The 14895-nt window shown below is 70.5% G+C and carries 16 protein-coding genes; 7 read left to right on the forward strand and 9 right to left on the reverse strand.

Annotated features, from left to right (window positions below):
* Nucleotides 1-29: 29 nt before the first annotated feature.
* Entirely contained in the window at nucleotides 30-1424 is a 1395-nt protein-coding gene (locus HNR21_RS24055) for a helix-turn-helix domain-containing protein (RefSeq protein WP_220500280.1), read from the reverse strand.
* A 176-nt stretch (nucleotides 1425-1600) separates the two neighbouring features.
* Between HNR21_RS24055 and HNR21_RS24060 the strand changes: the two genes are divergently transcribed.
* The 3 genes from HNR21_RS24060 to HNR21_RS24070 all read left to right on the forward strand — a co-directional run bounded on the left by HNR21_RS24060 (nucleotide 1601) and on the right by HNR21_RS24070 (nucleotide 3752).
* On the forward strand, nucleotides 1601-2329 hold the full coding sequence (locus HNR21_RS24060; protein ID WP_182706989.1) for a phytanoyl-CoA dioxygenase family protein: 729 nt from the start codon (nucleotides 1601-1603) through the stop codon (nucleotides 2327-2329).
* A 29-nt stretch (nucleotides 2330-2358) separates the two neighbouring features.
* Nucleotides 2359-2811: a hypothetical protein gene (locus HNR21_RS24065; protein WP_220500281.1), complete on the forward strand. Its 453-nt coding sequence runs from the start codon at nucleotides 2359-2361 to the stop codon at nucleotides 2809-2811.
* A gap of 146 nt (nucleotides 2812-2957) precedes the next feature.
* Nucleotides 2958-3752 (forward strand): protein kinase domain-containing protein, encoded by a 795-nt coding sequence (locus HNR21_RS24070; RefSeq protein WP_182706990.1) that lies wholly within the window; start codon nucleotides 2958-2960, stop codon nucleotides 3750-3752.
* Between the two features lie 376 nt (nucleotides 3753-4128).
* Here HNR21_RS24070 and HNR21_RS24075 read toward each other — a convergent pair whose 3' ends face one another.
* The gene (locus tag HNR21_RS24075; RefSeq protein ID WP_182706991.1) at nucleotides 4129-4641 is read right to left on the reverse strand and encodes a hypothetical protein; all 513 of its coding nucleotides are present in this window, start codon (nucleotides 4639-4641) and stop codon (nucleotides 4129-4131) included.
* 427 nt (nucleotides 4642-5068) lie between these two features.
* Here HNR21_RS24075 and HNR21_RS24080 point away from each other — a divergent pair, with 427 nt between their 5' ends.
* On the forward strand, nucleotides 5069-6994 hold the full coding sequence (locus HNR21_RS24080) for a DEAD/DEAH box helicase family protein (RefSeq protein ID WP_312881211.1): 1926 nt from the start codon (nucleotides 5069-5071) through the stop codon (nucleotides 6992-6994).
* Nucleotides 6991-7548 (forward strand): hypothetical protein, encoded by a 558-nt coding sequence (locus tag HNR21_RS24085; protein ID WP_182706993.1) that lies wholly within the window; start codon nucleotides 6991-6993, stop codon nucleotides 7546-7548. Before HNR21_RS24080 ends, HNR21_RS24085 begins: the two co-directional genes overlap by 4 nt.
* A gap of 63 nt (nucleotides 7549-7611) precedes the next feature.
* Here the strand turns inward: HNR21_RS24085 and HNR21_RS24090 are convergent, their stop codons facing one another.
* From HNR21_RS24090 to HNR21_RS24105, 4 genes are all read right to left on the reverse strand, one after another.
* Nucleotides 7612-8160 carry a hypothetical protein gene (locus HNR21_RS24090; protein ID WP_182706994.1) on the reverse strand — a complete coding sequence of 183 codons (549 nt, stop codon included), beginning with the start codon at nucleotides 8158-8160 and terminating at the stop codon, nucleotides 7612-7614.
* Complete coding sequence (locus HNR21_RS24095) at nucleotides 8151-8948, reverse strand: hypothetical protein (protein WP_182706995.1); 798 nt, start codon at nucleotides 8946-8948, stop codon at nucleotides 8151-8153. The genes HNR21_RS24090 and HNR21_RS24095 overlap by 10 nt, the downstream gene beginning before the upstream one ends.
* Before the next feature lie 77 nt (nucleotides 8949-9025).
* On the reverse strand, nucleotides 9026-9748 hold the full coding sequence (locus HNR21_RS24100) for a hypothetical protein (RefSeq protein WP_182706996.1): 723 nt from the start codon (nucleotides 9746-9748) through the stop codon (nucleotides 9026-9028).
* Between the two features lie 5 nt (nucleotides 9749-9753).
* A complete protein-coding gene (locus HNR21_RS24105; RefSeq protein ID WP_182706997.1) occupies nucleotides 9754-10335 on the reverse strand; it encodes a hypothetical protein in 582 nt (193 codons plus the stop codon).
* Nucleotides 10336-10687: 352 nt separating this feature from the next.
* Between HNR21_RS24105 and HNR21_RS24110 the strand changes: the two genes are divergently transcribed.
* Both HNR21_RS24110 and HNR21_RS24115 read left to right on the forward strand, forming a co-directional pair.
* Complete coding sequence (locus tag HNR21_RS24110; protein WP_182706998.1) at nucleotides 10688-10879, forward strand: helix-turn-helix domain-containing protein; 192 nt, start codon at nucleotides 10688-10690, stop codon at nucleotides 10877-10879.
* Nucleotides 10872-11258, forward strand: a complete 387-nt coding sequence (locus tag HNR21_RS24115) for a DUF6221 family protein (RefSeq protein ID WP_182706999.1) — start codon at nucleotides 10872-10874, stop codon at nucleotides 11256-11258. The genes HNR21_RS24110 and HNR21_RS24115 overlap by 8 nt, the downstream gene beginning before the upstream one ends.
* Before the next feature lie 160 nt (nucleotides 11259-11418).
* On the opposite strand, the gene HNR21_RS24120 is transcribed toward HNR21_RS24115, so the two are convergent.
* The 3 genes from HNR21_RS24120 to HNR21_RS24130 all read right to left on the reverse strand — a co-directional run bounded on the left by HNR21_RS24120 (nucleotide 11419) and on the right by HNR21_RS24130 (nucleotide 14424).
* Nucleotides 11419-11775 (reverse strand): hypothetical protein, encoded by a 357-nt coding sequence (locus HNR21_RS24120; RefSeq protein WP_182707000.1) that lies wholly within the window; start codon nucleotides 11773-11775, stop codon nucleotides 11419-11421.
* Between the two features lie 16 nt (nucleotides 11776-11791).
* Nucleotides 11792-12649: a cupin gene (locus HNR21_RS24125; protein WP_182707001.1), complete on the reverse strand. Its 858-nt coding sequence runs from the start codon at nucleotides 12647-12649 to the stop codon at nucleotides 11792-11794.
* 80 nt (nucleotides 12650-12729) lie between these two features.
* Nucleotides 12730-14424, reverse strand: a complete 1695-nt coding sequence (locus HNR21_RS24130; RefSeq protein ID WP_182707002.1) for a major capsid protein — start codon at nucleotides 14422-14424, stop codon at nucleotides 12730-12732.
* Between the last annotated feature and the right edge of the window lie 471 nt (nucleotides 14425-14895).

The raw sequence follows: 14895 nt of genomic DNA on the forward strand, positions 1-14895 counted from the left end.
GCCGCTGGTCAGCTCGCCGCCGGGGGAGGTCAGGTGATGCCGCAGCGGGCGGCCAGGCCCCGCAGTGGTGGGCTGGTGCGCCCGGACAGCAGCAGCCCGGACACCAGATCACGGACGGCGGGGCGGGCGTGGGTTTCCTCCGGTGCCGCGCGTTCGGCGGCCAGCAGCGCCCGCAGGCATTCCTCGCGGCGCCCCCACTGCGCGAACGCTCGGGCCATGTCGGTGTGGTAGCGGGCGCGGCGTTCGACGGTGGGCAGGCTGCCGGGGTGGATGGACCGGCCGGCGGCGATGGCGGCTCCGGGGTCCCCGGCGGAGTACTCGGCGGAGATCCGGTGCAAGGCGACTGCTGCGGCGCTGAATCCGCCGCCGTGGTCCCGCAGCAGGGTGCCGCCTCGGGCGGCCCCCAGGCGGCCGGCGATGGCGGCGGCGTCGTCGGTGAGTTCCCGCATCCCGGACCGGTCGCCCTGCTTGGCGAGGGTGTAGGCGGCCGACATGAGGAGCAGCCCCCGCTCAGCGGTGTGGGCGGGATCGTCGGCGCGTAGCCCGATCGTGTCGGCGGCCGACAGCACGAGCGAGGCGGCCTGGTCGTACCAGCCGGCGCGGCGAGCGAGGATGGCCAGGTTCCGGGCGGCCTCGGCGGCGGTCAGGGGCTGGTCGGCTGCGCTGGCCAGCAGCCGGGCCCGATCGGCGGCCATCCACCCCAGCTGCGGATCATCGAGTTTGATGAGCATCCGGGTGGCCAGGATGTAGGTCTGCGCCAGCACGGCCGCCGCCTCGCGGTCATCGCGGTCATCGGCGGTGGTGGCGTGGGCGTGGGCGAGCAGGCGGGGCAGGACGTCGGCCAGCCGCCCGTACCGGCAGGCGTGAAAATCGCTCAGCGCTGTGGTGAGCAGCGCGCGCAGCCGGTCGACCGGCAGCGGCGCCGGCGGCTGGGGGTGCAGGCCGAGCATCGTGTCCCGCAGGCGGCCGACCAGCAGTTCCCCCGTGTCCACCGGCTGAACGGTCACCGGGGCGGGCAGGCAGGGCCCGACCGCGGCAGCAGCCGTCACCGCCAGGTTGGCCAGCAACTGCCGTCGCCGCACCGGATCGTCACCGCCCTCCCGACCGCCGCCTCTGGCCACAGTAACCCCACCGGCTGCCGCCGTCCCGGCGGCACCACCGGCAGGTCCCGGGGCGGGCGCCAGGCCCAGCAGATGCGGAGGGATCTGGAGGGCGTCGGCGAACCGCCGCAGCACCACCACATCGGTGAGCGGGGCCACGCCGCGTTCGTAGCGGGAGACCTGGGACGCCGAATACCCGCACAACGCGCCGAGCTGGGCCAGCGTGAGCCGTCGCGCCTGCCGTGTAAGCCGCACGATCGCGCCGACGTCCCCACTGGCCCGCGCCTGACGCATCTCTGGCGTCGACCACAGCTGATCGTCCATCGCCGCCCCCCGGTGGGCAGACCGACTCCCCGGCCAACGTAGACCACCCCGTGATCATCGACCAGGGCCTTTGCATAACCGGCAAACCGTTTGCGCACCGGGACATGCGGCCTCGCTCGCGGCGGCGTGATGACGGTTCATAGGACTCATCAGCCCTCCGACATGAGGCAGTCGCCATGACGATCACGCACCCCACCGCCACCGCTGCCGGCGAAGCCGCACCGACCGCCGAGATTCCCGCCGACCTGCGATCCCAGGGCGTGAGTCACCCGGTGCCGTGGACGACCACCGAAACCGCGCGTGAACTGGCCGGCCGGGTACTGGCCGACCACGCCGCCGCCCGGCGGGAGATCATCCGCAACCCCCACCTCGACATCGGCTGGTTCCGTGACGCGGCCGCCAGCCTGCTCGACGCCGTCCAGGCGGTCATCGGCCCGGCCGTGGCCATCGAGAACACCTTCCTGGTGATCAAGTGGCCCGGAACCGCGTTCGAGGTCCCCTGGCACCAGGACGGCATCGACCGGCGGATCGAGCTGGACCCCGGCCGGTCGGTGGCGGCGTGGCTGGCCCTCACCGACGCGACCCCCGCCAACGGCTGCCTGCACATCGCCCCCGGCTCCCACCGCCTCGGGTACCTGCCGTACGAGCTGGAAGACGATCACGGGGCCGCGCGCGGCAGGGCAGGCCGCTCCGCAGGCTTCACCGGAGAGCACGAGGCGGTCGCGATCCCCGTCGCTGCGGGCGACGCCGTCCTCATGGACGTCCGCCTGCTGCACCGCTCCGGCAGCAACACCACCGACCAGGCCCGCGTCGGGCTCAACGTCCGCTACGTCGCCCCCGGCGGCCTGCGGATGCGCGACCACACGACCCCCAGCCTCACCCCGCTCACGGGAACCGGCTGGTGACCACCCACCTCAACCCAAGGGAGCAGCCCATGCACACGCCCACCACCACGGCGACGGGCGCCGTCGACCTCGACCACCTCGACGGCCTGCCGATCCGCATCCGCGTCCTGGTCGGCGCCGACGCCGACCCCGTACGGCTGGCCGGCAAGACCCCGATCGCCAAGTCCGACTGCCGCTACTACTGCCCGGACAAGGCCACCGCCCAGCGCGTCATCACCGCCCTGCAGGCCTCCGACGAGCGGCTGCGGAACCGCCCCGAGGAACTGATGCTCTGGGACTGGGAGTGCACCTGGTGGGAGCCCGAGCCCGGCAACCCCAACGGCGGCGGGACCGTCCACCTGGGCGTCGCTTGGTTCGACCCCGCGTTCTTCGCCGACCGCCGCGACGCCTGGTTCGGCGCCATGCACACCCGCATCTACCAGGAGCTGGGCGTGCCGCTGGAGAACATCACGGTCACCCACTGGACCGCCCTCACCAACTGACCCCACCCCACCCCACCGGACACCCTCCGGCCGGAACACGGCCGGAGGGTGCTCGCTTTCCTGTATCTTCGGTCGCCTGGCCTCTCCCAGACCTTCCACCGGCCACACTGGTCACTGCACTGTCGCCGTGACCGAAGGGGCCGCTCGTGAACCCGATCCTCACCCGTCTCGGGCTCGCCGACCACGACCCGCAGCTCCTGCACGACCGCAGAGGCACCACCCTCTACCGGGCCGGCGACACCGCCGTGAAGATCACCAGCGGGCTCATGGCCGGCAGGGAGGGCGAGATCCTGCGAGTCCTGGGCGCCGAGCCCTACCGCGACCACGGCTGGGACGGCGAACGGTCCTGGCTGGCCCTCCGCTGGATCGACGGCATCAGCCTGTGGGACGCACTGGACCCCGCCCACCAGGACGTCACCCCCGCCACCCGGCACCGGATACTCACCAAAGTCGGCGCGGCCGTACGCGCCCTGGCCGACCTGCACGCAGTGGGCTGGACCCACGGAGACCTGCAACCAGACCACATCATCTTCGAGGGCGACACCACCCACCTCATCGACCTGGCCTGCGCCCAAGGCCCGGCCGACGTGCCGTTCTACGTCCACCGAGGCGGCCTGGCCCACACCACCGCACCCGAGATCGCCACGGCGATCCTGACCTCCGACGACCACGTCGCCACCACCCCCCAGGCCGACATCTGGTCCCTGGGGGCCTCGCTCTGGTGGTCCTGGACCCGTACCACGCCGATCGCCTACACCGACCCGGCCGCCCGGCGCCCGCAGCTACTGGCCGACGTCGCCGCCGCCCGCCGCGCCGACCTGACCTCCACCCGGCCGTGGCCGTTCCCCCAACTCGAAGAACTCATCATGGCGTGCCTGGCGGCCGACCCCGGCAGCCGGCCCACCGCCAAGGAGCTGGCCTCCCGATTCCCCCGGGCCTGAGCGGGATGCCTCAAGCGCTCGTCGGAGGGCGTTGTTGCGGACCTCGGCGGCGGAGGTGAGGGCGGCGGCCAGGTCCTCGCTGGTGTAGCCGGCGGGCAGCAGCAGGGGACTCGGCTCCTCCCGGCCCGGGTCCTCGTCGTGCCACCAGGGATAGCCGAGCGGGCACCGGTACCGCAGCACCCCACCACGCAGCAGCTCCGGCATCGGCAGCGTCCTGACGGGCAGCGGCTCCTGGACGTCCCGGCGCCGTGCGGCCAGGACGTCGTCCATCCAGTCCGGTTCCAGACGAGCCAGAGGGGAGACCAGGACGGCGTCCAGCGGATCATCGCCCTGGTCCGGCGTCCTACGGTGGGTCACGTCGGGCAGCCTACGCGGGTCAGCCGCACTCGCCCCGCTGCTTCTTCTGGGCGGCGAGCTTGTCGACCCCGAGCCGATACCCGTCGAGGGTCTTCTTGTCCGGCATGAACCCCCACCGGCCGCCCTCGTACACGTACCGATAGGAGAACTTGAAGCCCAGCCGGTCGATCCGCACCGTCGCGGTGGTCTTGTCCGCCGACAGCCGCACCGCCTCAACCTTCATCGGCACGTTCTGCGCCGGCTGCGGGCACAGCTCGAACAGCCGCACATAGTTCTGCTGGCTGAGAACCTTCTGTGCCTCGGGGGCCCACAGCTGCCAGGTGCCCTCATAGTCACCGGCAGCGTAGGCGTCGGCGTGCTCCTGGGCGGCCTGGCGGGCGGCGGCCTCCGTCTGCGGCTGCTGCGGCGCCGACGAGGCCGGCGCCGGGGCGGCCTTGGACGGGGCGGCAGCAGCGTCCCCTCCGCCGGAGCCGTTCCCGCCGCACCCCACGGTGACGACGGCAAGAACCGGCAGCAAGACAGCAGACAGCACCCGACGCATCAAGAACCCCCACAGGTTTCGGACGCCCAGACAGGGCGCCGACTCGACGGCCCGCACGCTAACAACAGCCGCACCCGCCGCACCGCCGGAACGCCCGAACACGAGCGTGGCTGGGACAGGACAGCAGAGCCAGGGACTTTCCAATGAAAGTGACACAAATCCCTGCAATACGGACAACTCTTGCGTTTGCGCCATTAACACCTTGTGAAAGCCTTCGCAAGGCCTGTTGCCACAAGAAGCGGTAAGCACTTGTGCAAGCACATCAAAGTTGTGGCACTCTTGGTCGACACAAGATATAGCCCCGCGCGGTAGGCGCCGCCGGGGCCGTGGTTCGTTCCTTGTGTGGAAGGAAGAACGTGGCTGAGCGTAGCAACGCCTTGTGGCGCGTGCAGCGATACCGCCCACACGGCTTCCCTGCGTGTCTTCTCTGCAAGATCACCGAGCGCGGCGACCGCCTCAAGGTAAAGATCATCCGGAGAGTGGATTGAGCCGCCGCCGGTTCAGCGGCTCCGAGCGCGTTGCCTTGTACCTGGCGGCCGGCGGAGCATGCACGTCTTGCGGCACCGAGCTACTCCCGGGCTGGCATGCCGATCATGTTCATCCATACTCGCGCGACGGCGAGACCGACGTGATCAACGGTCAGGCTCTCTGCCCCGCCTGCAATCTCAAGAAAGGCAGCTCAGTGACCGAATTGCGCAGGTGGCAGGCCGATGCTCTGGTCGACCTGCTCCGCAACCCTTCCGACTTCCTGTGCGTCGCCACCCCGGGGGCGGGCAAGACCACCTGGGCGCTTACCGCGGCCCGCAAGCTGATCGAACGAGGAGAGATCACCGGCATCATCGTCGTTGTTCCCACCTCGCACCTGCGTCGCCAGTGGGCCACCGCAGCCGCGCGTATGGGCATCCAGTTGGACCACCGCTTCACCAACGGCAACACGGTCGTGGCCAAGGACTTCGATGGCGTCGCCGTCACCTACCAGACCGTGGCGGCCAGTCCTCTGCTGTGGCGACGCATCTGCACCACTAAGCCCACTCTGGTCATCCTGGACGAGGTGCACCACGCCGGCGACGACGACCACTTGACGTGGGGTCCGGCACTCAAGAACGCGTTCGAGGAGGCCGCCCGGCGCATCTTGCTGTCGGGGACCCCGTTCCGCTCAGACCGCAAGGCCATCCCCTTTGTACGCTACGACGAGGAACGGAAGGCGGTCCCCAGCTACAACTACGACTATGGGCAGGCCCTCATGGACAGAGAGGTTGTACGGCCCATCGCCTTCCCCGCCTTGACAGGCCAGGTTCGCTACCGCGAAGCCGGCGCCACGGTCTCCCTCGACCTCGCCGATGCCGATGACGAGAGGCTCAGCAAGGCGCTGGCATCCGCGCTCAACCCGACCGGAGAGTGGATCCCTTCGGTCCTGCGACGTGCCGACGAGGAGTTGACCCGCCAGCGTAGTGAGGTGCCCGATGCCGGCGGCCTGGTAGTCGCCGCCGACCAGGGCAAGGCCCGAGCCTACGCGCAGATCCTCGCCAGGATCACCGGAGAGGAGCCGACGGTGGCGATCTCCGATGACCCGGACGCTTCCGAGCTGATCAGCCGGTTCGCCAAGGACAGCACGCGTTGGATCGTCGCCGTCCAGATGGTCTCCGAAGGCGTCGACATCCCACGCCTGGCGGTTGGTGTCTACGCCTCCCGCATCCGGACGGAGATGTTCTTTCGCCAAGTTGTCGGGCGCTTCGTTCGCATGCGTGGTACCGAGGACGAAACGGTCGCGACCCTGTTCATCCCCTCCGTCCAGCCTCTGTACGGGTACGCCCAGGAGATCGAGAAGACCGTCAACATCGCCCTGGCCGAAGAAGAGGAGCGTGTGCGGCAGGAGCTCAAAGAAGGCGGAGTTCAAACCTCCCTGCAAGTCGACCTCGTTGAGCCGCTCGACTCCTCCGAGGCCGTCCACCACGCCACGATCCTGTCGGGCGAGGAGTTCACCGAGGCTGAGCTGCAACGCGCTAGCGCCGCAGCCGAGCAGGTCGGGCTCCCCTCCAGCGTCTCTCCCGCCCAGGTCGCTCAGCTGCTGCGGATGGGAGGCGCCGGGCGAGTCATCGGTACAGCCACCGTGCAAGCCCCTCATTCCGGGTCCGATCAGGGTCGCACGCTGGCGGACCAGAAGGCCACGCTCCGACGCCTCATCAATAAGAAGGTCGGCAGGCTCGTGTACGCCACTGGCCAACAGCACTCTCACGTGCACGCCACCCTGAACCGGATCTTCGGCGATGACGCCAAGACCGCAACCGTTCAGACGCTGACCGGGCGTCTGGACCAGCTCGACAAGTGGCTGGAGCAGGCATGAGCCCGAAGGCCAACGCGGTCTTGGTCGAAGCGCTCAGTTCATCCCTCAGGTACGGAGGAAACGCCCTGAAGCAGGTCCCGGACCTGGTCAAGCAGATCCTTGCCGAAGGGGCTTGGCGAGAGTTCGTGACACCACGCGGCGAGCTTGTCCGTCATGACCGGTTCGTGGACTTCGTCACCGCTCCGCCGACAAGAGGTATCGGCGCGACGGTGGACCTGGTGCGTCGGCTCGTGGCGGACGACACGCAAGCGCTCGACCTTCTCGATCAGGCGTTGCAGAATCCATCATCTCACCATGCCGGTAATAATATACCCAGCAGGCCAGAGGGGACCTCGCAGGCGAAGGCGCTTCGGCGCCTACGCAAGGACAGGCCAGACCTTCACGCCCAAGTCCTCGCCGGAGAACTCTCCGCACACGCAGCCATGATCAAGGCTGGGTTCCGCCCCAAGACCTTCACCGTCCGCGGCGATCGCCCCGATTCGATCGCCCGCACCCTCCGCAAGAACCTGTCACCCGAGCAGCTCGCAGAGCTTCGGCAACTGCTGGATGAATGACCTTCGGTTTTGGGGGTTCCAACGATCTGACTGCGGACTACCCCTGTGCGGCAGCCCGGTGGGTCAAGGGGTGTCCTCCGGGTCGGGGCAGCACTCGGTGAAACGCACGTACACGGTCTGCTGGCCGCCGGCGCAGCCGCCGTCCGGACCCATCGGCGTATACTCCCCCGCCATCACGTCCAGGCCGTCGTTGCCAGTGTAGGGGAAACAGCAGGCCAGGGCCTGCCGCATCGCAGCCGCGTCCGACAGGAGCTTCTCCGCGTCATCGAAAACGTCGGCGCAGCTGGGCGGATTGCCCTGGTCGTCCAGCACCGACACGCACCGGTAGACGCCCATCACCAGCTCCATACCCCAGCCGCCGGCAGCGTCGCAGGGCTCCAGGGTGGTGGACGGCTGCGGAAACCGGGCAGCGGTCGTCGGGTAGATCCTCCGCACCTGCACCCACGCCTGCCCCTCCCCCTCCTCACAGCCGCAGCAGTGGTCGACGGGAACCGTGGCGCCCGGATACACGCAGCAGCGGCAGGCCGCCCCGCCCACCGTCCCGGGCAGCTGCGCGCACAAGCAGTTCAGCAGCCGCTCCGCGAGCGGCATCACGGCATCGGTCACGGCCACGTGGTTCTCCTCGGGGGCCGGTAGTCGGGGCTGTAGACGCGGGAGCGGCCGGTCAGCCGGTGAGGGTTGACGGCCTTCACCCAGGTGTCAACCTCAGGGATCCCGGTCAGGCCCTGCTCCAGGAAGTCCATCGGGTCCACGACGGTCATCTGCACGCCGTCGCGGGTGATCTGCTGGACCCGCTTCGGAAGCTGGCACGGCCCACCTGTGCAGGCTTTGAGGAGTTCGCAGGCGTAGACGCCGGCGGCGTACTGTCCGGCCGGAGGGACCGGGACGCCCCAGGTGTAGGTGACGGCGAACGCGCCCGGCGCGTCGTGCGGCATCTCCAAGTCCTGGCAGTCCGGCCAGCACTCCCCGTCCGTGCGGATGAGGAGGCGGTGGTCGTCCACCCGGTAGCCGCCCGGGTCCACCAGCTGCCCGTCCACCCATACCTCGGTCACGTCATGGACCGGTGCCGGGAGCAGGACCTCGCACAGCGGGGAGCAGCCGCATTCGGTGGTGCAGGTGCCGCAGCGGGCGTTGCACCAGACGCCGTCCCGCATGTACGGGATGAAGGGCGGCGCGGCGGGGCTGCCCGCCCATACCGGCAGCGCGGCCTGGTCGGCGCACTTGCGGCGGCACGGCCGGACGGTCACCGGGCACAGGCCGAAGCGCATTCCGGTCAGCCGCCACAGGATCTCGGTGGCGACGCGGCGGGCGAACTCCCGGTCCTCCTCCGAGGCGTCCTCCCATGCGTCGCAGCAGCCGGCGTCGATCGGCCACTGGCAGGGTTCGACCCGGATCGCCACGCCGCCCTCCTCTCCGTGATGTGTGGTGGTGCGCCCGCCCCGCACACGCCCGAGCCCTCGGGCGGGCGCACCACGCCTTACCGCCGCCCCGGATACCTGCGGGGCGGGACCGGCGGCGGGGTCTGCTCGTACGGGCTGGGGCGGGTGAACCGGCCACGAACGAACCGCCCCGCAGCCCCCCGCCAGCTGGTGGGCATCGTGCTCAGGAACGTCCCGCTGGTGGGGAACCCGCCGGCGTGGATGACCTTGACGTCCGGGGCCCGCCAGCCGCCCAGCCCGGCGAGGTTGCCGTACAGGGTCCGTTTGTGCACCACGTCCAGGCCCTTGCCGACCTCCAGGGCGGCGAGCATCCCTGCCTTGTCCACCGGCATTGGGACGTGCAGCTCATACGACAGCGGATCCGGGCAGCCGAGGCTGGCCAGCAGGTCCCGGGTCTCCCGCATCCCCCGCAGGTACGCCCCAGAGGAGCGGCGCGCGTAGTACACCTCCACGTCGCGCACCGGCCCGCGGTGCAGCACCGGCACCCGATCGATGGGCCGCATGACGTAGATGTCGTCGTTGCTGAGGATGAACGGGTCGCTGATGTCGGGGTGCTCGCACGCCACCCGGACCGCGAGGGTGCTGTTCTGGTACTTGGTGCCGGTCTGGCGGGTGGGGATGTGCTCCACCCCCACCGCCCAGGACGGCCGGTACCCCACCAGCCAGATCCGGTCATGCGGCGCGTGCGCGGCAATGCTGCGCAGCGCGAACCGCAGCTCCTCGGCGGGCTCCCCGACCCGGACCGGGATCACCCAGTCCATGGCCGTTAGGACTCGTCCACGGTCAGCGGCTGGCACCCGCACAGCACCGGCGGAGGCGCGATGGTCGTCAGGTGCATGTCCATGTGGTCCTTCGGCCCAATCGGGGTCAGCAGCGGCCCCGCGGTGTTCGTGGCGTTGACGGCGTCAACGTTGTACGGGCCGACGCCCCATCCGCTGCCGGCCTTCGTCCGGCCGCTGAATGTGAATGTCGTGGCGTCGTTTTCGATGGTGAAATCACCGATGACCCCGGACGCGACCCAGGGCAGCAGGAAATACCCCCAGGGCTTGGCGCCGGTCACGCCGCACGCCTGCCCGGGAATATCCGACCAGAGCTCCAGCGCGAACCCCTCGTCGCACTGGACCTCACTGCTGATGCGGTTACCGACCGCCTCGCCCGCATGGTCGAGCACCGTCTCGTACCCGGTCATCAGGCTGAACAGGTCGGGATCCACGGCACAGAACTGGGCCTCGATGTTGATCCACCGCAGCTCCGGGCACCCCTGGTCCGAGATGCACAGGGTCCCGTCGGCCTTGCGGACCTCGATGTCCTCGCCCTCGGCGATCTCCGGGCTGAACTCGATGGACACGAACCCATCGGTCACGACCTGAGAGCACTGGCCGGGGACGGGGACGCCACATACGTCGACCCTGGTGGCGCGCAGGCGCCGGCCGCGGACGCTGTTCCAGCAGACAGTCATGGGGCTGGACCTCTTCTGGAGACCCGGCCCCTGGCCAGCGGCTCAATGCCAGATTATCGCCCCGGCCCGCCTATTCCACGGACCCGCTACCGGCGCACTTTATGCTTTATCGTGTTGCGTTCTGCACGCTATGCACGGCGTTTCATGTTCGCTATTTATCGCCGTGTTGCATTGTGTGCTTTAGACTGCTGTCAGATAGCTGCTGGCCAGGGGCCGAGCCCACACCGGGGAGGACCCCGCGATGGCCAGCCCACCCCCACCCGAGTTCTGGACGGTCGCCGAGGTCGCCGCGCAGCTGCGGGTCCACCCCGTCACCGTCCGGCGCCTGGCCGCCGCCGGACAGTTCGCCGGCGCCGTCAAGGTCGGTCGGCAGTGGCGTATCCCCGCCGGCTCCGTCCCCGCCACGAACGCCACGGGGGTGGCGGATGGATGACGTCCGGCGACGTCTCGCCCAGGCCGCCCGGGTGTGGCTGCGCGCCGATGAGGATGCGGCCCGGCAGGTGACCACCCACGGCGTCTGGCAGGCGCCCATGCCCGCCGTCCCGCTGGCCGGGGAGGAGCCGGAGATGGTCGCCGTCTATGGGAAGGACTGGCCCTGGCTGGAGGCCGCCCGCTGCATCAGCCCCGGCGACGCCCGGCACATCGCACGTCACCACCCCGCCAGGGTGCTGGCCGACGTGGAAGCCCTGCGACAGGTGGTCGCGCTGTGCGAGACGGAGACGGCGGAGACGGATGGGCTGCCGCTGGCGATGCGGATCCTGGAACTGCTGGCCCGGGACAACACGGCCCGCCAGGAGCAGCCGGTCCGGTAGCGATGGTGGCGCATCCATAGGCGGCGCAACCGGTAGCCGCAGCCCTCAGTCGCTCCCGTGCCGAAGAACTGCTCCCGGCCACATGGGGCTCGAGTCGCAGGTATGAGGCCCCTGCGCAGGTGTCCGCCCCCAGGTCTGTATAGGAGAGGCTGGGCGCGGGCTACTCCTCGCTGTCCGGGTGTGCCTGGCGCTGGTGGGAGCGGAGGGCGCGTTCACTGCCGAAGTCGCGGGTGCAGACGCCGCACACCAGCCGACCGTCGTCCTGGACGCTGGCCGTCTCCTCCCGGACGGCCTCCTGTGGCTCCGACTGGGGCTCCGGCTGGGGTGCGGGTACATACGGCTGGCCCTCGACGCGGGCGTCGAGCAGCAGTTCCTCCGGAACGTGCTCGAACAGGTCGGCGGGGACGGCGAACTCGTGCGGTGAGACGGTGCGGATCTTGGGGGTCTGGGAGACGGCCCAGCGGGCGAAGTCGCGGCGCCGCTGGGCGGCGGGCTGGACGCGGATCACCGCAGCCACGGCATCCTCCATGTCATCAGGGGCGGACAGAGACGCGAATGGCGCAGACGGTGCAGGTCGTGGCGGGGACGTAGGTGCGCTCGGCCAGGACACGCCGGTCGTTGTACCTGCGGTCGATGGAGGCGCCGGGACGGTCGGGGATGACATCGATCGGGCCGCGCCGCACCACCACCGGCCCGGAGGCATACAGCCACACCTCCCCCGCCGGTGCCGGTGTCCCGTCCGGCCCGCTGTTGACGGCGGAGTAGCCGGAGCCGACGATCACGCAGTTCCCCGCCAGCGTCCGCAGGCTGGCGCCGTCGCGGTGGGCGAGGTTGCAGCAGCCCAGCAGCGCCGCCGCCCCCGCCGGCACATGCAGGGTCCCGATACCGCCGTACAGCTCGGCCAGGCAGCCCTCCAGCGCGGCGACGCCCTCCGCCAGGGACACCGCCCCCGCGGCGGGGGTCAGGTCCGCGGCGCGGGGGGCGAGGTGGTAACGCCAGAACGCGGACTCGACCGCCTGCTGCTCGCCCAGCTCCAGGGCGGCGCGGACATGAGCGACGGCCTCCTCATAGGACCAGCCGGGGGTGGAGCACTCCACCCCCGTATAGACCGTGACCGGCTGGGCCGCCTCGGGGAGGGGACGGCAGAAATGCTTGCCCCCCGGCGGAGCGCCGGGCGACTCCGCCCCCGGGGACTCCTCCCCCGGGGATTCCTCGGGCGGGCACCAGTCGGTGTCCAGGACCGGGCAGCACCCGAGCGCCATCCACTCCACGCCGAGCAGCTCGTGCGGGTCGGTGACGTCGAGCACTGTGGTGCAGCCGCCGAGGATCCCGTACGGCAGCGGCCTGCCGCCGATGGCCTCGACCCGGCGCTGCATACCGGCCGGTGGCATCCGCCCACCTCCTCACATGGGGATTTGGCGCCGGGGCACGGGGCGGTCCGCGCCCCGGCGTTCCTGAGGGTCACGGGGGGTCAGGCGATGGGGCAGGTGATGCCGATCTGCTCCCCGGTACGACCGTCGGGGCAGACCGGGACGGTGACGATCCGCGCCTCGTCGTTGCGGGCGATCAGGGCCACGCACTCCTCGCTGAACAGCGCGGTGTAGTCGTTGGTGGAGAACTTGGCGCTGTCGTGGATCACGCCCAGGCTGATCTCGCCACCGCGGCCGGCCTCGAAGGTCCCGGCCGGGTAGATGAGGAACCGCATCTGCGCCGGCCAGTCCGCCGCGGGGGTGGCGCCGCCGATGTCGGTGGGCACGGCCGGGCCCAGGCCCCGCGCCCACTGGACGGACACGCCCAGGCGGGCGAACGCGTCGATGATGCACTGCGGGGAGACGTCGCAGGCGGAGACGCCGTTCTGCCGGGCGATGTCGGCGAGCATCAGGCCGCGGCTCCACCAGGGGAAGACGACCTCGATGTTGATCGACTCGCACAGCGACAGCCGCTCGGTCATGTCGGCGGCCTGCAGCGCGACCGCCGCGAAGATCGCGGAGAACGCCCCGAACGTCGCGGGGATCGTGACCGCTGTGGACTGGGCGACGGCCTTGGTGAACAGCTCCTGCTTGATCCGCATCTCGTGCGCGATCATCGCGAGCCGCTGGTAGTGGGCGACCAGCTCCGGGAAGTGCCGCTGCGTCAGGATGCCGGACTCCAGGCAGACGCCGACCGCGTCGCAGCGGACCTCGACGGGGTCCGGGCAGGGAATCTGAAAGCACGGCTTGGTCGCGCCGGAGATGTCGTCGGCCTCGGTGTGCACCCAGGTCATCGCCCCGACGTCCAAGCTGGGCATCGGAAAGAACCGCAGGCCGCCGCGGGCGAGCTGAATCTCCGGCAGGTCCCACAGCATCTCCGGGCACGCCATCGACGTGAGGCTGTAGACGGTCTCGGAGGGGGCGCACCAGCCGCCGGAGGCGACCAGGTCGCCCTGCGGCAGGCGGGACTGGTCCGCGGCCAGCACCACCGCGCGGGTGCCCTCCGTGCCCGAGCTGGAGTCGTTGATGATCAGGGACTTGTCGAACGGCAGCCGGTAGGAGGCCGTCAAGCCCACACCGCCGCCAGCGGTCTTGAGGGCGTTGGCGCGGCGGATGATGCCCTCGGTGACGCCCTCCATGTCCAGGGGCTGACCGGGCTGGTAGCCGGGCACGTCCACCGACGCGGTGATCTCCGGCCCGGCTGGGGTCGGCTCGGGCAGGACGCGGGGCTGGCGGGCGCGGACGCGGGACAGGTCCAGGACGGCGCGGCGCGGCCCCCCGGTGGAGGCGACGACGGTGCCTTCCTTGACCTCTCCCTCCGGCTGCGGCTCCTGTGCGGTGGTCTCGCCGCCCTCGGCCTCGCCGGTGCCGTCGCCGGCGTCGCCGTCGTTCTCACCCTCGACGTCGTTCTCGCCCTCGGGTTCGGTGGCGTCGCCGGGGTCGTCCTCGCCGCGGACCTCTGCCGCCAGCTCGTCGATCTCGGCGGCGGCCGCGGCGGCGGCCTCCAGGCGGGCCTTCTTCTCGGCGCGGATGGCCTTGACGGCGGCGGTGAGCTGCCGCATGTCGGCCAGATCGCGGTCGCTGATGGTGGTGGCGCTGGCCTTGGCGTCGAACTGCTGGACGGCGCTGGCGAGGAGCGCGTCCAGCTCCTCGTCCGTCAGGGTGGTGTAGTCGTCGGGGAGTTCGAAGCGATCCATGAGGCGGGTTCCCTCACATCGAACCCGGCCCCTGGCCAGCGGCTACGGATCATGGTAGCCGCAGGTGTCCGCCCGTGGCCGGATGCTGCGCCGACGCGCCTGGGCCGACGTCCCTGCGGCGCGTGACGGGACCGGGGCGTCCCGGCGAGGGCCGGCGGGGAGGACGCCGGGGCTCCTCAAGGGCGTCGAAGCCTCGGGCGTCGTCACCTACCGGCAGGCCCATGACCTGCGGTGACAGCAGCAACCTGGAGGATGGCTAATTTACAGGGGCGTAGGAGAACCACAAGGAAAGACCTACCAGGTTGCTACTCCCCAGGGGGAGGGGGCACCTATTCCTGGAGGTGGGGAGGCAACCATTCCCCGGGAACGGAAAGGTCGCTATTCTCCGGGGGTGGGGATGCGCCCTATAGGAAACGGGTCCCCCTCGACCATTACTTGCATAATCCCCCAGACGCATATTGCCGAATACGA

This window comes from Thermomonospora cellulosilytica (assembly GCF_014138835.1).
Lineage (GTDB): Bacteria > Actinomycetota > Actinomycetes > Streptosporangiales > Streptosporangiaceae > Thermomonospora > Thermomonospora amylolytica.